This window comes from Pannonibacter phragmitetus (genome assembly GCF_050510895.1).
Lineage (GTDB): Bacteria > Pseudomonadota > Alphaproteobacteria > Rhizobiales > Stappiaceae > Pannonibacter > Pannonibacter phragmitetus_B.
Window position 1 is genome coordinate 3,444,376 of the sequence record NZ_JBNINT010000001.1, and the last position, 21,208, is coordinate 3,465,583.

Sequence of the window (21,208 nt, forward strand, 5' to 3'; positions counted from 1 at the left end):
GGCAACCCGGTGGTTGTCGTCGTGAACGAGCCGGGTGGCGGCTCCACCAAGGGCACCAACCTGTTTGCCGCCCGTGCCAAGCCGGATGGCCTGACGATCCTTGGCACCTCTGGCTCGACCCAGTTCCCCTATCTGCTGGGCGACCCGCGCGTTCGCTATGAATACAAGGACTGGAAGATCGCTATGGCCGGCCCGACCGGCGGTGTCGTCTATGCCTCTCCCAAACTGGGCCTGAAGGGCCCGCAAGACATTGCCATGCTCAAGGACAAGGAGCTGGTCTATGCCAGCCAGGGCGCAACCTCGCTCGACCTTGTGCCGCTGCTCGGCTTCCGTCTTATGGACTTCAAGGTACAGCACGTGTTCGGCTTCAAGGGCCGCGGCGACGGCCGCCTCGCTTTTGAACGCGGCGAAGTGAACATCGACTATCAGACCTCCTCTGCCTATCTGAAGAACGTGCAGCCGCTGGTTGATGCAGGCCAGGCCGTTCCGCTGTTCAGCTGGGGCGTCCTGAATGAAGCCGGTGACGTGGTGCGTGACCCGACCTTCCCGGACCTGCCGTCCTTCGTCGAGGCTTACGAGACCCTGACTGGCCAGAAGCCAACCGGCCCGGAATACGATGCCTACTTCGCCTTCTTCACCGCAGGCTTCCCGGCCCAGAAGATGGTGTTCCTGCCGAAAGGCACGCCGGACGATATCGTTGCCACCTACCAGAAAGCCTTCGAGGACATGAAGGCAGACCCGGATTACCAGGCCAACGCAGAAGCCATTCTGGGCACTTACGGGCAGGTGACCGGCAAGCTGGCCCAGGCACTGTTCGAGAAGGGTACGACCATCTCTCCCGAACTGCGTGAACAGGTGGCAAACATGCTGGCAGCCGACTACGGTGTGAAGCTGGGCGAATAACGCCTCCGTCACAACGCATCAGACGGCCTCCTCCCGGGGGCCGTCTCTCATCTTTTGTGGATGCCGCATCCTTGGCGGCAGCGCGGCCCCAACGGGGCTGTATGAGCCCGGCGCACCGGGTAGTGCTCAGACCTCTCTTGCCTTGCCGGCGCCTGCAGCCTGAGCCTGCCGGGGCATGTTACGCCCATATTTCTGCGCCATGGCATAACGCGGAAGCACCCGCCGTGATTGACACGTTACTGTCTGCGCTTGGCGCGCTTTTGTCTTTCCAGCACCTGTTCTACATGCTGATCGGAGTTTCTGTCGGGCTTCTGATTGGTGTCATTCCAGGCCTTGGCGGGATCGCCGGGCTCTCGCTTCTGATGCCGTTTCTGTATGGAATGAACGAGATCAGCGCGCTTGCGATGCTGATCGGGCTTGTGGCCGTGATCCCGACCTCGGACACGTTCTCCTCGGTGCTGATGGGCATTCCCGGCTCCTCCGCCAGCCAGGCAACCGTGCTGGACGGCTTTCCGCTGGCCCGGCAGGGTCAGGCGGCGCGGGCGCTGTCTGCCGCCTTCATCTCGTCCATGGCGGGGGGATCTTCGGCGCGGTCGTCCTGACCGGCTTTGTCGTCATCGCACGGCCCTTGATCCTGTCCTTTGGCTCGGCGGAGCTGTTCATGCTGGCGCTGTTCGGCCTGTCCATGGTTGCGGTGCTGGCGGGGCGGAGCCTGGCCAAGGGGCTTGCAGCCTGCTGCATCGGCCTGATCATCGGCTCCATCGGCGGGGCGCCGGCCACTGGCGAGTTCCGCATGATCTTCGGCTTCGACTATCTGTATGACGGCATTCCGCTGGTCATCATCGGCCTTGGCTTCTTCGCCATTCCCGAGATCGCCGATCTCCTGCGCAAGAATTCCGCCATCGCCTCGGGCAATGCCCTTGGCACGGGCTGGTTCCAGGGCATCCGCGACTGGTGGTCGAACCTCTGGCTCTCCATGCGCTGCGCAGGCCTTGGCTGCATCATCGGCGCCATTCCTGGTCTTGGCGGCTCGGTCGTTGACTGGATCGCCTATGGCCATGCGGTCCAGACCGTGAAGAAGGACCCGCAGTTCGGCAAGGGCGACATCCGCGGCGTCGTCGCCCCGGAAAGCGCCAACAACGCCATGCAGGGCGGCGCCCTGCTGCCCACCATGCTGTTCGGCATCCCCGGCTCCGGCGCCATGGCCGTCTTCCTCGGCGGCATGGTCCTGCTCGGCATCCAGCCCGGCCCCTCCATGGTGGGCGCGGACCTCAACATCACCTATTCGGTGATCTGGTCGCTGGCGCTCGCCAATGTCATGGGCGCGGGCATCTGTCTGGCGCTGGCCATTCCGATCTCGCGGCTGACCCAGATCCCGTTCCAGCGCCTTGCGCCCTTCATGATCGTGCTGATCTGCTTTGCCGCCTTCCAGGCCACCCGCTCGCTCGCCGATCTTGTGGCGCTGCTGTGCCTGGGCGTCCTCGGCGTGCTGATGAAGCGCTTCGGCTGGCCGCGCCCGGCGCTGCTGATCGGCTATGTGCTGGCCCCCAGGCCGAGACCTATCTCTATCAGGCGCTGCAGTTCAACGGCTGGGACTTTGTCTTCCGCCCCGGCGTCATCGTCATCGCCCTGATGACCCTCGCCTCCATCTGGTTCGGCCTGCGCAACCGCATCGACGAGCACGGCCATGTGGTGCCCAACCAGGACGATGCGCCCGACGTGCCGACCCTGCGCGCGCATCTGCCCCAGATCACCTTCGCCGTGGCCATGGCAGGGCTCTTGCTGGTCGCCCTCAACGATGCGCTCAGGCATGACTTCCTCGGCCAGGTCTTCCCCTGTCCGTCTCCCTCGTCGGACTGGTCATGCTGGCCATCCTCATCCCGCAGCTGGTGCGGGGCAAGGCCGGGCATCATTCGCATTTCGATGCGGAACTGACCGGAGACCACGTCGGCCAGCCGGGGATCGGCAACCTGTGGGGCGGCCTTGCCTGGATCGCGGGCCTCGTCGGCCTCACCGCCCTCATCGGCTTCTATGCCGCCATGCTGTTGTTCTTCCCCTTCTTCCTCCTCGTCAGGGCAAGGGCCGGAGTGCTCGTAACCCTGCTCATGACCGCAGGAGCCGCAGGCGTCATCCTCACCCTCGCGTGGGCCCTGTCCCTCAACTTCCCCTCTGGAATGCTGCAGGACGCAATGGACCTGCCGTGGCCATTCCGATAAGCAAAACCTGACCCGCCCAAAAAACGGGCGGGTCAGCCAGTCAAAGGCTTCAGGAGATCAAGATGGCCCAGACAGCCATTCCCTTCCATTTTTTCCGTGGCGGAACCTCACGCGGCCCTTATTTCCGGCGGGAAGACCTGCCGGAGGACCGCGAGACGCTGGCCCGTGTTCTCGTGGCGGCGCTCGGGTCCGGGCACAAGCTGAACATTGACGGCATCGGCGGCGGTGCTGCTGTGACGACAAAGGTGGCCATGCTTTCGCGCTCCGAAACGAGCGGATGCGATATCGACTACTTCTTCGCCCAGGTCAGCGTCGAGGATGGGCTGGTCGATTTCAAGCCAACCTGCGGCAACATACTGTCAGGCGTCGGCCCGGCGGCCATCGAGATGGGCCTGATCGCCCCGCAGGGTGACGAAACCCGCATCCGCATCCTCTCGGTCAACACCGGCGCCAAGGTCGAGGCCGTTGTGCGTACCCCTGGCGGGCGGGTCGAATATGCAGGCGATGCCGCGATTGATGGTGTTCCTGGCACGGCCGCGCCAATCTATCTCAATTTCATGGACGTGGTGGGCTCTGCCACCGGAGCCCTGCTGCCGACCGGCAATCTGCGGGATGTGATTGACGGCATCGAAGTGACCTGCATGGATGTGGCCATGCCGATCGTCATCGCCCGCGCTTCCGATTTCGGCCTGAGCGGCGCAGAAACGGTCGAGGAACTGGACGCAAACCGCGCCTTCTATGACCGGATGGAACCCATCCGCCGCAAGGCGGGCGAACTGATGGGCATGGGCAATGTGGAAAAGTCCGTGACTCCGAAGTTTGCCTTGCTGTCGCCGCCGCGCAATGGCGGCACCATCACCGCGCGCTATTTCATGCCCTGGAACTGCCACCCCACCATGGCAGTGACGGGCGCGCAGTGCCTTGCCTCCTGCGTACTCACCCCCGGCACTGTGGCTGAAGGTTTGTTCGCCGCTCCTCAAGGCACACCTGCGCTGGTGCTCATCGAGCATCCCGGCGGCGTGATCGACGTAACTGTCGACTACGAGAATGGCCCAAGCGGCTTTGAACTGAAGTCAGCCGGACTGCTGCGCACGGCGCGCCTGCTTGCCAAGGGCGAGGTGATGGTGCAGGCAGATGTGTGGGGCGGGAAATGAAGATCCACATTCTGGACGACTGGTCCGATACTCTGCGCCACCTGCCTTGTTTTGACCGGCTCAAGGGGCATGAGGTGACGGTCTGGACAGACCATGTGGAAGGAGCTGCGCTGGCAGAGCGCCTTAGAGAGGCAGAGGCCGTCTGCCTCTTCCGCGAGAGGACGCAAGTGACCGGCGATCTGCTGAAGACTCTTCCCGGCCTGAAGCTGATTTCGGGCCGCGGTGCCTGGCCGCATGTGGATGTTGCCGCCTGTACCGCCCACGGCGTCGCTTTCGCCTCCAGGAAGCCGGCTGAGGTGCCCAACCACGCTGCGGCCGAACTGACCTGGGCCCTCATTCTGGCAGCGCTGCGTAACCTGCCGGAGCAAATGGCAAGTGCCAAGGCAGGCAAGTGGCAGGCCGGTGTCGGCCGCACGCTGCAGGGCAAGACCATCGGCATCTACGGCCATGGCAGGATAGGCCGGCTTGTCGCCGGATATGCCGCAGCTTTTGGTGCCAGAGTGATCTGGTGGGGATCAGAGGCAGGACGGGCAAGAGCGGCCGCAGAAGGCGGTGAAATCGCGGCCAGCCGCGAGGCGTTTTTCTCCGGGTCGGACATCGTGACGCTGCATCTGCGCCTGACGCCTGAGACCAAGGGCATCATCACGTCCGCAGACCTTGCCATGATGCAGCTCCGCTCCATTCTGGTGAACACTTCACGTGCCGGGCTGATCGCGCCCGGCGCCCTGCGGGCAGCACTGGATGCCGGCCGGCCCGGCCTTGCTGCGCTGGATGTGTTTGACGAGGAGCCGCTGACCGATGCCAGCGATCCCGTTCTGTCACATCCACGCGTCATTGCAACGCCGCACATCGGCTTTGTGACGGAGGAGGAGTTCGACCTGCAATTCGCCGACGTGTTCGATCAGGTCAATGCCTTTGCCGCTGGCAAGCCGGTGCACCTGGTCAATCCGGAGGTGCTTTGACCCCAACAAGGCGCGCCGCAACCGGCGCGCCCAGGATCACGATGACGATCCGGGTCAGATGATGCAGGATGACAAAGCCAAGATCGGCACCGGCCACGATCGACAGAACCGTCATTTCCGCCTGCCCGCCCGGCGCAAAAGCGAGAAAACCTTCGACCGGCTGAGCAAGGCCTGAGAGCGTCACAATTTCCGTGAAAAGAGCTGCAAGCCCTGCCAGCAGCACGACGAAGGCAAGGCCGGACAGGATGAAGCTGCGCAACTCGCGAAGCGTCACTCCCATATACTGAACACCGATCCCAATGCCGATGAACAGCTGTGCCCCGAGGATCGCCTCGGCGGGCGGACGGCTGTGAATGAGGCCGCTCAGCGACAGGACCGCGGTCACGATCATCGGCCCCAGAATCGTCGCGCCGAACAGCCCTATACGCTCTCCCCCTTCCACCCGATGACAGCCGCCGCAGCCATAAGCAGAAGCTCGGTCACCGGCAGATCCCGCATTGGTGCACCAACTGCACCCGAGAGATTGGCCCCATAAAGGGACGTCAGAATGATGGGCGCAAGGGTGACAATGACCAGAACGCGGGTGGCATGAATGAGGGCCAGCGCCCGAACATTCGCCCCCGCCTCCTGACCGAAGATCACCATGTCCTGCAGGCCACCGGGCATGGCCGCGTACCAGGACGTCACCGGGTCATATCCGAGCCGCCGGAAGAATGGCATGCCGACAGCCCCGATCATCGCCACATAAACCGGCACCAGCGCAACGCTGCCAGCCATCTGGGGAATGCGCCCAACCACCTCGGGCGTGATGGAGGCTCCCACGGCAACGCCCAGGACCGTCCGCGCAAGAATCGAAACCGTGCCCATTCCCTTCAGCGGGGCACCGGACAGCGCCGCCAGCAGGCAGGCGGCCATCGGGCCAAACAGAAAAGGCAGCGGCAGGCCGAGGCCGTAAAACACAGCCACACCCAGCCCTGCAATGGCAAGCGTCATCATCCTTTTTGTTATGCTTTTGGTCAGGTCCGCCGGCACATTTGCCTCCTTGCGCTTTCTTGTATCCAGATGTATACGACTGGATACCAAAGGACACAAGTGAGTTTACCCTATGGCTGAGGACAATGAAATCCCGCAGGGCCAGGCAGCTTACCGCCGCTTGCTGGAAGACATCCGCGATGGCGGCCTGGTTCCCGGCATGCGCCTTCGCGAAACCGAGCTGGCCGAGCGGCTGGGCATAAGCCGGACGCCGGTCCGCGAGGCGATCCGGCAACTGGAAGCCGACGGTCTTGTCGTCCATCTGCCCCGGCAGGGCGCCTCGATCCGAACACTGGATCATGCGGAAGTGGTCGAGCTTTATGAAATGCGGGCAGTGCTGGAAGGCACGGCCGCACGGTTGGCTGCACGCGCTGCCTCCAGCATCGAACTGGAGGAGCTTGCCGCCCTCAACAATGAGCTGGCAGCCGCGCCGGCAGGACCGCAGGCCCGTGAGCTGAACCGGCAGTTTCACCGCACCCTGTTCGATGCGGCCCGCAACCGCTTTCTGCTGAAGTCGATCAGCGCCCTGCAGAAGACCCTTCTCATTCTCGGCCCCAGCACGCTGACAGACCCGGAGCGCGCTGCGCTGGCCGTGGCCGAACATGCGGCGGTGCTGACCGCCTTTGAGGCCCGCGATGGCGCGGGCGCTGAAGCGGCAATGCGTGCCCATGTGGAAGCTGCCTTGTCGGCCCGAATCCGCAGCATGCGCGGCCGCGAAATTCCGCTGGAGGATGACGTATGAAAGACTGGCCCGGCACATTTGACGTTGCTGTTGTCGGCGGCGGCAATGCAGCCCTCTGCGCTGCCATCACCGCTGCGGAAGCAGGCTGCAGCGTTCTGATCCTGGAAGGGGCTCCGAAGCCTTACCGGGGCGGGAACTCACGCCACACCCGCAATTTCCGCTGCATGCACAAGGGGCCTGCCTTTCCCCTGACCGGCACCTACGAGGAAGAGGAATATTTCCACGACCTCATGCTGGTGACCAAGGGCAAGACGGATGAAGGCCTGGCGCGCCTTGCCATCCGCACCTCGGAAGAGTGCCTGCCCTGGATGCAGGAGCATGGCGTGCGGTTCCAGCCCTCGCTCTCCGGCACCTTGTCCCTTTCGCGCACCAACGCCTTTTTCCTGGGCGGCGGCAAGGCGCTGGTGAACGCTTACTACAACACGGCCAGCGACCTTGGCGTGAAGATCGCCTACGAGGCACAGGTCAAGCACGTGCATCTGGACGGCAGCCGCATCAGCCACCTCGAAGTGGAGATCGCCGGACAGCCGGTCACCGTGCAGGCCCGCACCTTCGTTCTGGCCTCGGGCGGCTTTCAGGCCGACATCGACTGGCTGGCTCGCGCCTGGGGTCCTTCGGCCCGCAACTTCCTGATCCGCGGCACCCCCTATAATCGCGGAACCGTGCTGCGGGACATGCTGGATCAGGGTGCGGAATCCGTTGGCGACCCGACCCAGTGCCACGCGGTTGCCATTGATGGCCGCGCACCGAAATATGACGGCGGCATCGTCACCCGCCTCGACTGCGTGCCCTTCTCCATCGTGCTCAACAAGGATGGCGAGCGGTTCTATGATGAAGGCGAGGATGTCTGGCCGAAACGCTATGCCATCTGGGGCCGCCTTGTGGCCGCCCAGCCAGATCAGGTCGGCTATGCGCTCATTGATGCCAAGTCGATCGACCTGTTCATGCCCTCCGTCTTCCCGCCCGTGAAGGCAGACACGATCGAGGAGCTGGCCGCGAAGATGGGACTGGAACCGGAGGCCGTGCGGCGCACCGTCGACACGTTCAACGCCGCTTGCCGCCCCGGACCTTTCCATCCGACCGAGCTCGACGGTTTGCGCACGGAAGGGCTGAACGTGCCCAAGACAAACTGGGCCCGGCCGCTGGATACAGCCCCCTTCTATGGCTACGAGCTGCGCCCCGGCGTGACCTTCACCTATCTTGGCCTGAAGGTTGACAGCCGTGCACAGGTGCACAGCGCAGCCGGACCGATCAGCAATCTCTGGGCTGCCGGCGAGATCATGGCCGGCTCCATTCTTGGCCAGGGTTATCTGGCCGGCTTTGGCATGACAATTGGCACTGTTTTCGGACGTATTGCGGGCAAGGAGGCCGCCGCCCATGCCGCTTGAAACCACATCTTCCTTTGACGAGGCACGCCGTCAGATCGAGATCTGCAACGCCTGCCGCTACTGTGAGGGCTTCTGCTCGGTTTTTCCGGCGATGACCCGGCAGAAGGCCTTTGCTGATGGCGACCTGACGCAACTGGCTAATCTCTGCCACAACTGCCGGGGCTGTTACTACGCCTGCCAGTACACTGCGCCGCACGAGTTCAATCTGAACATTCCGGCTGCTCTGGCCGAGGTCCGTGTGGAAAGCTGGGAGCGGCTGGCCCGCCCGCAGGCGATCGCACGTCTGTTCCAGACCCATGGTGTCGCCATGGCCGGGCTCCTGGCTGCGGCGCTGGCCTTCTTCTTCTGGGCTCTTGCTGCCTTGAAGCCGCAGTATGGCGCGGGGTTCTACGCCCATCTGGCACATAACACGATGGTGGCAATCTTCGTGCCTGCGTTTCTTGCGCCGCTCGGACTCATTGCCCTTTCGGTGCGTGACTACTGGCGCGAGACCGGCGGTGGCCGTTTCAGGCTGATCCATGTGCTGCGGGCTTTTGACAGTGCCGCGCGGATGAAGAACCTTTCAGGCGGCCACGGCGAGGGTTGCAACTTCGAGGACGGTGACCGCTTCAGCAACCGGCGCCGCGTGTTCCATCAGCTGATGATGTATGGCTTCCTGCTCTGCTTTGCGGCAACGGCCAGCGGAACCGTCATGCACTACGCTTTCGGCTGGGAAGCCCCCTACCCGCTGTTCTCGCTGCCCAAGCTTCTGGGTGTTCCAGGCGGTGTCATGATGGTGGCCGGCGCCGCCGGGCTGGCCTGGCTGAAGCTGCGGGCGGATGCCACGCTTGGCGCAGTCCGGGTCTGGGGTGGGGAAATGGCGTTCATCCTGCTGCTGGGTGCCGTGGCTCTGACCGGGCTTGCGTTGTACGCAGCCACCGGCACCGAGCTGACTGGACCGCTTCTGGCCATTCATCTGGCCTGCGTGATGGTGCTTTTCCTGCTGATGCCCTTCTCCAAGATGGTGCACGGCTTCTTCCGCCTCGCCGCCCTTGTGGCGGAAGCTGCCAAACCGGCCCCGGCCGGCGGAGAGTAAGGAAGAACGGGCAATTCAAGGGGTGGCCCCAAATCGCAAGTTTGGAAGCCACCCCTTCCTTCACCCATGCGCGAGTTGCACCAGCCGGTTCGCTAGCACCAGCTTCTCGGCAAGCGTGACTGCCAGGAGGCGGTGGAAGAGGAGGGCGAGTTCGCTGTCGCTGCGCTCCAGCTTCTCAAGATCCGCGCGGCAAAGACGGTAGACGGTGGCCGGGCTCTCCACCACCACATCAGCGGTGCGCTTGCCATTGAGGCAATGACCGACTTCCCCACGACTGCACCGGCCGTCATGGTGCGCAGACGCAGGCTGCGGCCATCGGGAAGCATCATTTCCACACGCACGCGGCCTTCGCCGACAAGGAAAACATCGTCCGCCGGGTCCCCTGCCCGGATCAGCGCGGTGCCCGGCTCCAGCTCCATCCGATCCATGGCGCTGGCAAGATCGGCAAGGCGCGGATGTGGCCCCAGGATCGATTCCAGGTGATGGGATATCTCAGCCCCGGCCGGGAGCAGCTTTTCCTGCACCAGCAGTACGTCCTCGCAAAGCTCCAGCGCATGGTCGAGATCGGCCGCGCAGGTGACGCAGTGCGCGCTGTCTCCTTCTCCAGCCGCCGTATTCAGACCGGACCGGGCCAGCGCTGCGGCAACATTCTGCGGCATGGCGCTGAAGATCAGGCGCACCCCCGCCCGCTCTGTCATGCCGTGGATCTTGGCAAAGCCGGCAGCCGCGGCAGAGTCCATGCCGCTCATGCCGCCAAGGTCGATGATGAGAAACCGCAGCGGCGTACCGGATGCCTGAGCGGCGCGCTTGCGCACGCGGGCCACGACCTGCTCCATGGTACCGAAGAAGAGATAACCCTGCAGACGCAGCACATGGATCTGCTCCCTTCCCGGTCCAGAGCGCGCACGGCTTCCGCCGAACGATCCACGCCGCTGCGCAGCTGACGGCCATCGGCGGCCATACGCACCACCGGCAGGCGGGCGTAATTGTAGACGAACATGACCACCGAGAAAGCCAGCCCGAGCATCAGGCCATAGAGGAACCCCAGCACAGCGATTGAGGCAAGAATGGCCAGAACGATCAGCCATTCGCCCTGCGGCAGCTTGCGGCGCGCAGCGATGGCCCAGTGGTAAATCAGTTCCGCGCCCAGGAACATCATCAAGCCAGCGGCAAGGAACCCGGGCATGGCGGCGGCCAGCGTCCCTGCAAAGGCCAGGCTGATGAGCAGGATCACCCCGGCAGCGATGCCTGTCAGCCGGGTCGCTGCCTGCATCCTGGCGGCGAGCAAGGTGAGGCTGAGGCCGGTATAGCCAGGCGCGCCGCCGAAACAACCGGCCAGCAGATTGGCAAAACCGCTCTCGCGCAGCTCCGCATTGGCATCCACCTCCCGGCCGGAGGCCGCCTCCAGCCCGCTGGTGTTGAGCAACAGACCGATGATATTGAGAATGGCAATGCCGAGCATCAACGGAAACGCCTGCACGACAGCACCCCAATCGGCCTGCCCCGCGATCCAGAGCGGTGACGGCAGACTGACAATGGCATCGGCCGGAATGTCCGGCAACCATGTCCAGGCGCGCGCCTGATCCGTCGAGATTCCGGTTGCGGCCAGCACAGCAAAAATGCAGCCATGGCACCGGCCAGTGCCAGCGGCATGGTCAGAGGATGTGGCAGGCGGACGAGACTGACCGCAAGCACAATTGCCATCAACACGGCTGGCAACAGGGCGCCGAGGAACACGGGATCTTTCACGCTGGTGGACAGATCCCCCGCGAAACCGGACGCGATGGCGGCGAGGCTGTGCTCCCCCGTCACCATGACGAGCGCCCCCTCGATCAGCAGCCAGCCAGTACCCGACAGAAACCCGGCAATGACCGGAAAGGGCAGAAACCGCACCAGCGTACCGAGCCGCAGCCGTCCGAACAAAAGGAACATCACCCCGGTCACCAGTGTGCTGGCACCAAGAATGGCGAGGATGGTGGCAATCTGCCGGTCCGTCTCCTGCCCTTCCATGCCCGCGAGAATGCCGGCCATGGACGCAGAGAGAATGGCAATGCTGGTTTCCTGCACCAGGGCCACATTGCCCACGTAGGGACTGCGCAGCGCGATGTAGACCGACAGGATGACACCGCTGAGCAGCAGCACCGCCACACCCATGCCAAGCCCGGCCGCCAGAGGCCCGGCAAAAAGCAGCGCAGCAAAGGCAACACCCGTGCCCAGATTGTCGAGACCTGCCGTCAGACCGGCAGTCACGGATCGCAGATGTTCTTTCATGACCATGGCTGGCAGTCCGGACACTTGGTCCCCTCAATGAAAAAAATCATCCTGAAGCGGGAGAGGAGCTGGAGCTGAAACTGGGCAAATGTCATGGCAAGCCGATACAGCATGAAGATTCCAGCCGAGGCAAACCCATTTTTTCCCGGAAATCTGCGGCTTGCAGCCATTCTCTTGCAAAGCAGCCAATCCTGCGCACAAGCATCAACGCCCGTTGAAGTTCTTTCCCATGAGGGCTGCGCCCGCACGTACTGAAACGCTGCGTCAAACCCGGCGCCCTGTCACGCAGGACAGTATGAAAGAGGATCTGACGGCCTCAAACGTTGGGGAAACATTTAATTCATCAAGTGAATTTACTGAAATTTAGAAGTCACGGCATACAAAAGATTGCAAATTTTTGGGAGAGACCAGCTGTGTTCAAGCTAGTCTTACTAGTTAAAAATATCGATCACTGCCCGCTGATCATGCACAAGCTCGGCCAGCTGTATCCAGCCGAACTATTTGCCTATGCCGACGCCCACCGTGCAGGCCTGTTCGCGGCCGATCTGGTGCTTATCGATGTCTCGGAGGCGGATGACAGCGACACGGAAACGGTTCGCCAGGCGCTTTCCGAGACACGCAATGTGACGAGTGTCGCGCTTGTGCGGCCAAACAACCGCCGGGATGAAGTGCAGGCAAATGCGCTTGGCACCAAGCTCGTCTGGTCACGCATCCGCCCGGTAAAGACCGTTTTGCAGGATGTCGACCGGCTACTGGGTTCCTACAGCATGCCTGTCGTCACCGGTGACGTGCCACCGGCGACGCGCAAGTCTGTGCAGGCTGTAAGCAGGGCGCTCGGCGATTGCGTCACCTCCGCCATTTCGGATGAGCCCTTTCCGCTGGCGCAGATCGGCCGGGCCGTCGATCTGACCTTGTCATCCTTCCGTGTGGAAGGGCTGGACGCCTGGACGGCCGCCGTCCAGATGCACCACAGCCATACCTATTGCCACTCCATGCTGGTGACGGGTTATGCGCTGGCCTTTGCCGATGTGATGGGCATGACGGTGGATGAAAGGGCCAGGCTTGGCACAGCGGCGCTGCTGCACGACGTAGGCAAGGTTTTTATCCCTCTCACCATCCTCGACAAGCCCGGCAAGCTGACGGATGAGGAGTTTGCCGCCATCAAGATGCACCCGGTCAAGTCGCGTGAGCTGCTCAGCGGTCAGCCGGGCATCTCTGACGAAGTGGTCGATATTGCCGTCCATCATCACGAATATCTCGATGGCAGCGGCTATCCGGATGGGCTTATAGGCGACGAAATCAGCCACAGCGTGCGCATGCTGACCATCTGCGACATTTACGCCGCTCTTACAGAAAGACGGGCGTACAAGCCCGCGCTCAGCCCGCGTCAGGCCTATGGTATTCTGGTCGACATGGGCCGCAAGATCGACCAGAACCTGTTGAAGATGTTCAGGCAGGTTGCCTTTGAAGCTGACAGGGTGGCCACCGTGAAACGCAAGGCGGGCGGCTTCTGAGACCCGCTTCCGACTGGACTGGCCTTCGGCTTATTCGAGGGCGTAGAGCGAGACCGTGACTGCCTGCGCATGACGGGCACCGGTTCCCACGAACAGTGTGCGATTGACCCAGCCGTAGCGCGGATCCCCCGTTTCCAGCCTTGCTTGCGTGCGCATGTAGTAGGAATCCGGCGGCACGCTCTCTCCCCGTGCAACGGCAGCCAGCACCTCGGCCGGACCATGGCGGAAGCCGTAGTTGATGATCTCGATCACCGCCCCGTCGTCCGTCTCCATCGCATAGCGCGTGTCCAGTTCGGCAAGGCCATCAGCGAAGATCGTCTGCCAGTCGGCCCCCAGGTTCAGGATGCGCCCGTTGAGGCGCGGGCCTGTCACCTTTCCGCCAATGATGGGGATGATCCGGCGCTTGCCCGCACGCCCTGCCCCCATCTCCATGATGGGAGCAAGTTCCACCTCAAGATTGCAGACATGAACGAGTTGCGGAACTGGCAGGACAACGGGCGCGCTGGCGGGCTGGGGCATGGACTTTCCTCCGGGAGATGTATATTGTTAACCTCATAAACAACATAAGCAGGCAGTGCTTTTTCTTGCAAGATGCAAGGGAGGCAGCAGCCTTAGAACCGGAGGAAACCCGCCCCATGACAGGCGACGGGGAGAACGTGAACTGCGAAGCAGAACCAGCTGCCAGCACCACCGAGCCGATGGAAAAGCTTGATCAGCTGATCGGCTACAATCTGAAGCGCGTCTATATTCTCGTTCAGAATGACTTCCGCCAGGTCCTGACGGATGACGACATTTCCCCGCGGATGTTCTCCGTCCTGTCCATGAGCGTGGAATCTGCGGGCATCACGCAAAGCGAAGTTGCGCGGCAGCTGGGCATCGAGCGGTCGGGTCTTGTATCCATCATCGATGACATGGAGAAGCGCGGCCTTTTGAGCCGTATGCCGGTGGAAGGCGACCGGCGCGCCCAGGCCCTGCATACCACCGAGGAAGGCAGAGCGGTCTACACGCGCGCACTGGCCGCTGTCTTCAGCCATGAAGAGCGGATTTTCTCGGTTCTGACGCCAGAAGAACAGGCCAAACTGCTGGAGATGCTGATGCGGGTGCGGCGGTCCGTCGAAGGCGGCTGACGGCTCCCTCTCAGTCCCTACAGAGATAAAGACGAACGGCGCGGATCATCTCCGCGCCGTTCGTCTTTGCAAGTCCGGCAGGTGCCAGTCCCGTCAATAGATGAGCCACACCAGCGCCAGCGTGATGGGCGGGAACAGCACGAGAATGACCGTTCGTACCAGATCGGTAATCACAAAGGGCATCGCACCGCGGAAGGTTTCGCCAATCGGGATGTCCTTGGCCAGCCCGTTGATGATGAAGAGATTCATCCCCACCGGTGGTGTGATCAGGCCAACCTCGACAACGATCAGCACCAGAATGCCGAACCAGAGGCCGAAATCATCGGGCGACATGCCGAAATCAAGCCCAACCATCACGGGATAGATGATCGGTACTGTCAGCAGCACCATCGACAGGGAGTCCATGATGCACCCGAAGACCAGATACATCAGCAGAACGATGGTCAACACGAACCAGGGCGAGAAGCCCTGACTGCCGACCCACTGTGCCGAGATCTGAGGCAGCTGAGTGAGGGCCAGGAAACCGTTATAGACTGCGGCACCAAGAACGATGAGGAAGATCATCGCCGTGGAAGAGGCGGTGGACAGAATGGCCTTGCGCAGCTTCTGCCAGCTCATGCCGCCAGAGGCGACGGCTGCAATGCCGGTGCCAGCCGCGCCAACGGCGGCAGCTTCTGTCGGAGTGAAGAAGCCCAGGTAAATGCCGCCCACAACCACGAAGAAGATGGTTAGCACCGGCCAGACGCTCGCCAGCGCGGCGAGGCGCCCGGACCACGGCACGCGGTCCTGTACAGCGGCAGAATTCGGCGACACGCGGACCCAGATGGCGATGGCGATGATATAGCCGATAGCTGCGAGGATGCCCGGGATCATCGCAGCGACAAACAGCTTGGCGATGTTCTGCTCGGTCAGGATGGCATAGATGACGAGGATCACCGACGGCGGAATGAGGATGCCGAGCGTGCCGCCGGCCGCCAGGGCGCCGGTGGACAGGGAACCCGGATAGCCATAGCGGCGCAGCTCCGGCAGAGCCACCTGAGCCATCGTAGCAGCTGTGGCCAGCGAAGAGCCGCAGATGGAGCCAAAACCGGCCGAAGCACCGATTGCAGACATGGCAACGCCGCCGCGCCGGTGCCCCAGGAAGGAGGCGGCCGCGCTGAAGAGCGATGACGACATGCCCGACAGGGTCGCAAACTGACCCATCAGCAGGAACAGAGGCACGATGGACAAGGAATAATTGGCGAAGGTACCGAAAGTCAGGTTCTTCAGCTGGTTCAGCATCATCATGTTGCTGCCCGTCACCATCCATGCACCGCCCAGCCCGACAGCCAGCATGGCAAGGGCAATGGGAAAGCGCAGGAATATCAGGACCAGCAAAACCGGAAAGGACCAGAGCCCCAGCTCAAAATTAGACATTTGCCGCTTCTCCCCTGTCCTGCCCGTCAGCGCCCGGAAAGAGCGCAGAGCACAGAACACGGCGACATAGATGAAGGCTGCACATCCTGCGACGCCAGCCGCATAGGCCTGCCAAACAGGAAACTGCAGAATGAAGGTGGTCTCGGCATAGCGCATCTTGTCATGCATACCGAGCCAAAGGCGCCAGGTGATCACCAGCGCTGCGCCCAGCATCGCCAGATCAATCAGCACATCCAGAACCCGGTTCATAAGCGCCGGATAGACGGGCTGCAGCAGGTCAACACTGGCATGGCCCCTCATGAGGTGGCACCAGGGTAGAAAGGCGAAAATGGCAAAGCCGACGCCCATCTCGATCCATTCATAGTCACCCCTGACCGGCTGCAGGCCGAAAGGGATCAGGATACGGCCGATGATCGAGACACAGGCAAGCACTGTGAGGACAATGAGCACGCCACCGCCCAGATAGGCCATCGTGCGCGCAACCCAGTCAGCGGTTTTGGAGTAGAAAGAATACACGGTGCGTCATCCTGCTGGCGGGGAAGGACCGGGCGGAAACCGCCCGGTCCAACAGGTTACTTGGCAGTGTTTTCCTCGATCAGCTTCTTGGCCTGATCGATAAGGGCCTGACCGTCGATGTCCTTGGTCTTCATGTCGGCCACCCAGCGGCCAACCACCGGCTGGGATGCTTCCTTCCAGCGGGCAACTTCGGTCTCATCGAGCGTGATGATGTTGTTGCCGGCCTTGACGGCGATCTCACGTGCCGGAGCGTCATACTCATGCATGATCTTCGCGGCAAAAGCCGAGAGTTTGGCGCCGGACTCTGCGTCCAGGATCGCTTTCAGATCATCCGGCAGCGCGTCGTACTTGTCCTTGTTCATGGCCAGCACGATTGTTGCGGTGTAGAGCGACTCCTTGCCGCCAAATTCCGTGTGGTTCTTGACCAGTTCGGCAAGGCGGATGGAAGCGGTCACTTCCCACGGGATCACCGTGCCATTGATGACGCCCTTGGAGAGCGCTTCCGGAATACCCGGCAGCGGCAGACCGACCGGCGTTGCGCCCAGTTCGGACAGAAGGTCGTTGATGACGCGGGTCGGGCCGCGCATCGTCTTGCCCTTCATGTCTTCGAGCTTGGCAATCGGCTCGACGGAATGAATGACGCCAGGGCCATGGACCCATGCGCCCAGAACCTTCACGTCCTGGTACTCATTGTTCTGGAAGTCGCTCTCGACCATGTTCCAGAAGGCGAGCGACGTGGCGACCGGATCGGTCATCATGAACGGCAGCTCGAACACCTCGGTGCGCGGGAAGCGGCCCGGCGTGTAACCAACGACGGTCATGATCATGTCCACGACGCCATCGCGCGCCTGGTCAATCAGCTCCGGCGGGCGCCCGCCGAGAGACATGGCGTCGAAATGCTCAACCTTGATACGGCCACCGGACGCCTTGGCCAGTTCCTCGCTCCACGGCTTGAGGATCTTGGCAGGCACCGGAGCGGCCGGCGGCAGAAACTGATGCAGGCGCAGGGTGACTTCCTGTGCCGCAGAAGGCAGAGCCGAAAGGGCCATGAGCCCGGCGGCCATCAATGCAACAAGTCCACGCTTTTTCATGTCTTTCCTCCCGTTTCACCTCAGCCGGACCCCGGCTGCGGCGCATTCCTCCTCCTGAACCCTCAGCGGAAGCTGGGGCTCTCTTTTCAAGGAAGGCCTTGAGGCCTTCCTGCGCATCCGGCGTCGTCACCGACATGGCCGCCGCCAGGCTTTCCACGAACAGGCCATCCCCGCGCGACATATCGTCGATGCGGCCAAGCGCCTGAATCATCAGATAGTTCGAGAACGGAGCATTGGCGGCAACGCGGGCGGCGATTTCCATCGCCTTGTCCAGTGCCTCACCTTCGCCCACCACATAGTGTGCAAGACCGAGAGCAAGCCCCTCCTGCGCACCATAACTGCGGCCGGTCAGCATCATTTCCCGCATGCGGTCGGCGCCAATCAACCGGCCAACGCGCACGGTGGCCCCCCGCCGACAAAGATGCCGCGGCGTCCCTCCGGCAGCTGAAACCGCACCGAAGGTTCGGCGATGCGCACATGGGTAGAGGCGGCAATCTCCAGTCCGCCACCAATCACAGCCCCCGTCATCGCCGAGATGACCGGCAGACGGCCATATTCAATGAGATCGGAAACCCTGTGCCAGTTGCGGGAATGATAGACCGTGTCTTCGCCGGAACGCGCCTTGTGCTCGGCCAGATCAAGCCCTGAGCAAAAATGGCCGCCTGAGCCGGTCAGCACCACGGCACGAATATGCGCAGGCGGGGCTGAAAAGAACCGGTCCAGCGCATCCACCAGAGCATCACTCATGGCATTGCGCTTTTCGGGCCGGTTGAATGTCAGAACAGCAATGCCTTCGCGCTCCTCAACGCGCATGACATCCGTTCCAGATACTGCTTCACGCATCGGGTCCTCCCTCCCGATCCATGTGGATCGAGATTGTTATAGCAGTGAACAATTTATTCTCATAGCAGTTTTTAAGGGGAAACACGCATGGCCGGAACGGCCTCAGATGCAGCTTTCAAGCACTGGCCAGCAGCCAGTCCCGCACACGGGCGGCAGGGCTGCGCGGCGCCGGGCGGCGTGAGGACCAGAGCCGCAGCCCACGCCGGAGCGTAACCCTTCCTGAGAAAGGCGCAACCAGCGTGCCGGCAGCCAGTTGCCGTGCCACCAGCGCCTCATGCCCGATCAGAACCCCCGCCCCGTTGATCGCTTCCTCCAGCGCCAGTGCGTAGAGGGAAAAGACCGGGCCAGCCCCCAACGGCACATGCGGCGCATGGGCGCCAGCCCAAAGGTTCCAGTCATCCGCCCAGCTCGCATCCTGCAGGCACGGCACTTCGGCAAGGCTTTCCACCCCCTGCAGCCTCCCTGCAAGAGCTGGCGCACAGACAGGGAAAATCACGTCCCGCGCCAGCCAGCCGGCAGCGTCCTCCCCATAGAAGAGGCACAGATCATAGGGGGCGCGCTTGAGATTGGGGGCTCTTCCATGGCGGTGATGGAGATGGAGATCTCGGGTGCAGCTGCGCGCAAGGCCGGAAGGCGCGGAGACAGCCAGAGCTGCGCCAGCGATGGCAGGGTAGCAATATGCACCTGCCGGGGCGCAGCCTCTGCCTGAAGAATGCGGGATGCATCCGCCAGCGCATCAAAGGCCTCCGTGAAGCCGGGACTGACCCGCTCTCCCAGCCGCGTGAGCCTTACCCCGCGCGGTGAGCGCTCGAACAGGGCTGCTCCCAGCGTCTTCTCCAGTGCCTTGACATGTGCGGTTACAGCACCCGGCGTGACACCAAGCTCCTGCGCGGCGGCCACAAAGGACCCAAGCCGTGCTGCAGCCTCGAAGGCACGCAGGGCGTTGAGCGGCAGATCCCTTGGTTTTGGCGGTGCGACAGCCATTGCGAGCCTTAATTTTTCTAAGCCTAGATTTTCCTTGATCTGAGTTGCCGTCAAGCGGCAAGGCGGCCTAGCGTCGGGCTAGCGAAGTTCATCTACAGGATACCAGCATGACCAGCCTTGTCCGCCGCCCCTGGGTTCCCGAGCCCTGCGAAACCCGCGTCATGGAGATCGCAGCCACAACGGCGGGAGAGGCGTCAGCCGCGACAGCAAACAGGATCGAAGACCTGATCCGCCGAAACCTCGCGATCCACGATGAAGAATGCTTCAATCTCAACCCGGCCACCAATGTGATGAACCCGCGTGCAGAGGCGGCCCAGGCCCGTGGCCTCGGCGGACGGCCCTCGCTTGGTTATCCCGGCGACAAGTACGAAATGGGACTTGAGGCGATCGAGGAAATCGAAGTCATCGCAGCAGAACTCTCTGCCGAGGTCTTCAAGGCCACCCATGCGGAAATCCGCGTTGCCTCCGGCGCCATGGCCAATCTCTACGGCTTCATGGCGCTGACGAAACCGGGCGACGTGATCATCGCCCCGCCAGGTTCCATCGGCGGCCATGTCACACATCACGCAGCGGGCTGCGCCGGGCTCTATGGCCTGATCACCCATGCCGCACCCGTGCTGGCCGATGGCTACACGGTGGATCTGGAAGGCCTGCGCAAGCTGGCGCTGGAGGTCCGCCCCAAGCTGATCACCATCGGCGGCAGCCTCAACCTTTTCCCTCATCCGGTGCGGGAAATCCGTGCGATTGCCGATGAGGTGGAAGCGCATGTGCTTTTTGATGCCGCGCATCAATGCGGCATGATTGCCGGCGGCGTCTGGGCCAATCCGCTCGACGAAGGCGCACATCTCATGACCATGAGCACCTACAAGAGCCTCGGCGGCCCCGCCGGCGGCCTAATCGTCACCCGCGATGCGCAGATCGCCGAACGGCTGGACCACATCGCCTTCCCCGGCATGACCGCCAATTTCGATGCCGGAAAATCGGCGGCACTCGCGCTCACCATGCTGGACTGGCGCGATTTCGGCCCCGCCTACACCCGCGCCATGGCGGATCTGTCGCTGGCATTGGCTACAGCCTTGAAGGCGGAAGGACTGCCCGTGTTTGAAACCCCGCGCGGTATGACGCAGAGCCATCAGTTTGCGCTGGAAGCCGCATGCTTCGGCGGCGGGCAGGCTGCGTCAAAGACCCTGCGCAAGGCAGGGTTCCTTGCCAGCGGCATCGGGCTTCCGGTCGCACCGGTTGAAGGTGATATGAACGGCCTGCGCTTCGGCACGCCGGAACTCGTCCGCCGGGGCGTTACCCCCGCCACCGCGCCGGAGCTGGCGCGATTGATCGCTGCGGCGCTGACGGAAGGAAAGCCGGAAACGCTAGCCAAGGAAACCACCGCCCTGCGGCGGCAGTTCACCGGCGTGCATTATGTCCACGCCTGAAGACTAAGCCTCTTCGTCAAAGGGTTCCGGCAGCGCCTGCGCAGAACTGGCGCAGCATCTGCCGGGATACCGGCGTCTCCGACACGGCTCCAAGCAGCCCCTCGACATCGGTTCCCTTTGCCTCGAAGGACGAACGGCGGCGTTCAATACAGCTGCGCATCAGGTCCGGGAAAAATTCCGGATGAAACTGTACCGAAAGCGCGTTGGGGCCATAGCGCAGGATCTGATGCGGATCATGGGCGGAACCGGCGAGAACTTCTGCGCCTGATGGCAGCTCCAGAACACTCTGCTCATGGGTGAGGAACACGTCGAACTGTTCCGGCATACCGGCAAGGGCTGCGTCAGCGAGCCCTGCAGCGGAAAGCGTCACCGGCAGCTGTCCCACCTCCGGTCCGTGAGGATGATAGTCTACGCGCCCGCCCAGCGCATGGGCCATGAGCTGATGCCCATAGCAGACGCCAAAGAGTGGCAGGTCTTCAGACATGGCCTTGCGGATCCAGTCCGCCGTGCGCTCGCTCCAGCCTTCACGATCCGTCACCATGGA

The 21,208-nt window shown here is 62.7% G+C and carries 20 protein-coding genes and 4 pseudogenes; 12 read left to right on the top strand and 12 right to left on the bottom strand.

Annotated features, from left to right (window positions below; genetic code table 11):
• Positions 1 to 9 precede the first annotated feature (9 nt).
• From ACQB61_RS16410 to ACQB61_RS16435, 6 genes and pseudogenes are all read left to right on the top strand, one after another.
• Positions 10 to 903, top strand: coding sequence for a tripartite tricarboxylate transporter substrate-binding protein (locus ACQB61_RS16410; RefSeq protein ID WP_430513485.1), 894 nt, complete (start codon positions 10 to 12; stop codon positions 901 to 903).
• Positions 904 to 1,187: 284 nt separating this feature from the next.
• Positions 1,188 to 2,536 (top strand): annotated as a pseudogene (locus tag ACQB61_RS16415) (tripartite tricarboxylate transporter permease).
• A complete protein-coding gene (locus ACQB61_RS16420; RefSeq protein ID WP_430513486.1) occupies positions 2,536 to 2,838 on the top strand; it encodes a hypothetical protein in 303 nt (100 codons plus the stop codon). The pseudogene ACQB61_RS16415 and the gene ACQB61_RS16420 overlap by 1 nt, the downstream one beginning before the upstream one ends.
• A complete protein-coding gene (locus ACQB61_RS16425) occupies positions 2,766 to 3,119 on the top strand; it encodes a hypothetical protein (protein WP_430513487.1) in 354 nt (117 codons plus the stop codon). The genes ACQB61_RS16420 and ACQB61_RS16425 overlap by 73 nt, the downstream gene beginning before the upstream one ends.
• A 62-nt stretch (positions 3,120 to 3,181) precedes the next feature.
• Positions 3,182 to 4,273: a 4-oxalomesaconate tautomerase gene (locus tag ACQB61_RS16430; protein ID WP_430513488.1), complete on the top strand. Its 1,092-nt coding sequence runs from the start codon at positions 3,182 to 3,184 to the stop codon at positions 4,271 to 4,273.
• Entirely contained in the window at positions 4,270 to 5,235 is a 966-nt protein-coding gene (locus ACQB61_RS16435; RefSeq protein ID WP_430513489.1) for a D-2-hydroxyacid dehydrogenase family protein, read from the top strand. Before ACQB61_RS16430 ends, ACQB61_RS16435 begins: the two co-directional genes overlap by 4 nt.
• Here ACQB61_RS16435 and ACQB61_RS16440 read toward each other — a convergent pair.
• A pseudogene (locus tag ACQB61_RS16440) lies at positions 5,216 to 6,231 on the bottom strand (AbrB family transcriptional regulator). The gene ACQB61_RS16435 and the pseudogene ACQB61_RS16440 sit on opposite strands and share 20 nt — an antisense overlap.
• 109 nt (positions 6,232 to 6,340) lie before the next feature.
• Here ACQB61_RS16440 and ACQB61_RS16445 point away from each other — a divergent pair.
• Genes ACQB61_RS16445 through tcuB form a run of 3 tightly spaced genes read left to right on the top strand, consistent with a single transcriptional unit; the run spans position 6,341 to position 9,472 of the window.
• On the top strand, positions 6,341 to 7,009 hold the full coding sequence (locus ACQB61_RS16445; RefSeq protein WP_430513490.1) for a GntR family transcriptional regulator: 669 nt from the start codon (positions 6,341 to 6,343) through the stop codon (positions 7,007 to 7,009).
• Entirely contained in the window at positions 7,006 to 8,397 is a 1,392-nt protein-coding gene (gene tcuA / locus ACQB61_RS16450; RefSeq protein ID WP_430513491.1) for an FAD-dependent tricarballylate dehydrogenase TcuA, read from the top strand. The genes ACQB61_RS16445 and tcuA overlap by 4 nt, the downstream gene beginning before the upstream one ends.
• Positions 8,387 to 9,472, top strand: a complete 1,086-nt coding sequence (tcuB, locus tag ACQB61_RS16455; protein ID WP_430513492.1) for a tricarballylate utilization 4Fe-4S protein TcuB — start codon at positions 8,387 to 8,389, stop codon at positions 9,470 to 9,472. The genes tcuA and tcuB overlap by 11 nt, the downstream gene beginning before the upstream one ends.
• Before the next feature lie 92 nt (positions 9,473 to 9,564).
• Here tcuB and ACQB61_RS16460 read toward each other — a convergent pair whose 3' ends face one another.
• The 3 genes from ACQB61_RS16460 to ACQB61_RS16470 are packed head-to-tail and all read right to left on the bottom strand — an operon-like array spanning position 9,565 to position 11,749.
• Positions 9,565 to 10,308 (bottom strand): cyclic nucleotide-binding domain-containing protein, encoded by a 744-nt coding sequence (locus tag ACQB61_RS16460; protein WP_430514397.1) that lies wholly within the window; start codon positions 10,306 to 10,308, stop codon positions 9,565 to 9,567.
• On the bottom strand, positions 10,218 to 11,033 hold the full coding sequence (locus ACQB61_RS16465) for a SulP family inorganic anion transporter (RefSeq protein ID WP_430514398.1): 816 nt from the start codon (positions 11,031 to 11,033) through the stop codon (positions 10,218 to 10,220). The genes ACQB61_RS16460 and ACQB61_RS16465 overlap by 91 nt, the downstream gene beginning before the upstream one ends.
• On the bottom strand, positions 10,934 to 11,749 hold the full coding sequence (locus tag ACQB61_RS16470; RefSeq protein ID WP_430513493.1) for a SulP family inorganic anion transporter: 816 nt from the start codon (positions 11,747 to 11,749) through the stop codon (positions 10,934 to 10,936). The genes ACQB61_RS16465 and ACQB61_RS16470 overlap by 100 nt, the downstream gene beginning before the upstream one ends.
• A 407-nt stretch (positions 11,750 to 12,156) precedes the next feature.
• Between ACQB61_RS16470 and ACQB61_RS16475 the strand changes: the two genes are divergently transcribed.
• On the top strand, positions 12,157 to 13,257 hold the full coding sequence (locus tag ACQB61_RS16475) for an HD-GYP domain-containing protein (RefSeq protein WP_430513494.1): 1,101 nt from the start codon (positions 12,157 to 12,159) through the stop codon (positions 13,255 to 13,257).
• Between the two features lie 30 nt (positions 13,258 to 13,287).
• Here the strand turns inward: ACQB61_RS16475 and ACQB61_RS16480 are convergent, their stop codons facing one another.
• Positions 13,288 to 13,776: a DUF3237 domain-containing protein gene (locus ACQB61_RS16480; protein ID WP_430513495.1), complete on the bottom strand. Its 489-nt coding sequence runs from the start codon at positions 13,774 to 13,776 to the stop codon at positions 13,288 to 13,290.
• A 116-nt stretch (positions 13,777 to 13,892) separates the two neighbouring features.
• On the opposite strand from ACQB61_RS16480, the gene ACQB61_RS16485 reads away from it, so the two are divergent.
• Positions 13,893 to 14,384, top strand: coding sequence for a MarR family winged helix-turn-helix transcriptional regulator (locus ACQB61_RS16485; protein WP_430513496.1), 492 nt, complete (start codon positions 13,893 to 13,895; stop codon positions 14,382 to 14,384).
• A 93-nt stretch (positions 14,385 to 14,477) separates the two neighbouring features.
• Here the strand turns inward: ACQB61_RS16485 and ACQB61_RS16490 are convergent, their stop codons facing one another.
• The 6 genes and pseudogenes from ACQB61_RS16490 to ACQB61_RS16515 all read right to left on the bottom strand — a co-directional run bounded on the left by ACQB61_RS16490 (position 14,478) and on the right by ACQB61_RS16515 (position 19,234).
• Positions 14,478 to 15,800, bottom strand: coding sequence for a TRAP transporter large permease (locus ACQB61_RS16490; RefSeq protein ID WP_430514399.1), 1,323 nt, complete (start codon positions 15,798 to 15,800; stop codon positions 14,478 to 14,480).
• A gap of 51 nt (positions 15,801 to 15,851) precedes the next feature.
• A pseudogene (locus tag ACQB61_RS16495) lies at positions 15,852 to 16,271 on the bottom strand (TRAP transporter small permease); the annotation flags it as partial.
• 101 nt (positions 16,272 to 16,372) lie between these two features.
• Positions 16,373 to 17,287, bottom strand: coding sequence for a TRAP transporter substrate-binding protein (locus ACQB61_RS16500; RefSeq protein WP_430513497.1), 915 nt, complete (start codon positions 17,285 to 17,287; stop codon positions 16,373 to 16,375).
• Positions 17,217 to 18,250, bottom strand: a pseudogene (locus ACQB61_RS16505) (crotonase/enoyl-CoA hydratase family protein). Before ACQB61_RS16505 ends, ACQB61_RS16500 begins: the two are co-directional and overlap by 71 nt.
• Positions 18,251 to 18,365: 115 nt before the next feature.
• Positions 18,366 to 18,698 carry a hypothetical protein gene (locus ACQB61_RS16510; RefSeq protein ID WP_430513498.1) on the bottom strand — a complete coding sequence of 111 codons (333 nt, stop codon included), beginning with the start codon at positions 18,696 to 18,698 and terminating at the stop codon, positions 18,366 to 18,368.
• Positions 18,699 to 18,742: 44 nt separating this feature from the next.
• On the bottom strand, positions 18,743 to 19,234 hold the full coding sequence (locus ACQB61_RS16515) for a LysR family transcriptional regulator (RefSeq protein ID WP_430513499.1): 492 nt from the start codon (positions 19,232 to 19,234) through the stop codon (positions 18,743 to 18,745).
• Between the two features lie 107 nt (positions 19,235 to 19,341).
• On the opposite strand from ACQB61_RS16515, the gene glyA reads away from it, so the two are divergent.
• On the top strand, positions 19,342 to 20,664 hold the full coding sequence (gene glyA / locus ACQB61_RS16520) for a serine hydroxymethyltransferase (protein ID WP_430513500.1): 1,323 nt from the start codon (positions 19,342 to 19,344) through the stop codon (positions 20,662 to 20,664).
• 16 nt (positions 20,665 to 20,680) lie between these two features.
• On the opposite strand, the gene ACQB61_RS16525 is transcribed toward glyA, so the two are convergent.
• Positions 20,681 to 21,205, bottom strand: coding sequence for a glutamine amidotransferase (locus tag ACQB61_RS16525; RefSeq protein WP_430513501.1), 525 nt, complete (start codon positions 21,203 to 21,205; stop codon positions 20,681 to 20,683).
• Between the last annotated feature and the right edge of the window lie 3 nt (positions 21,206 to 21,208).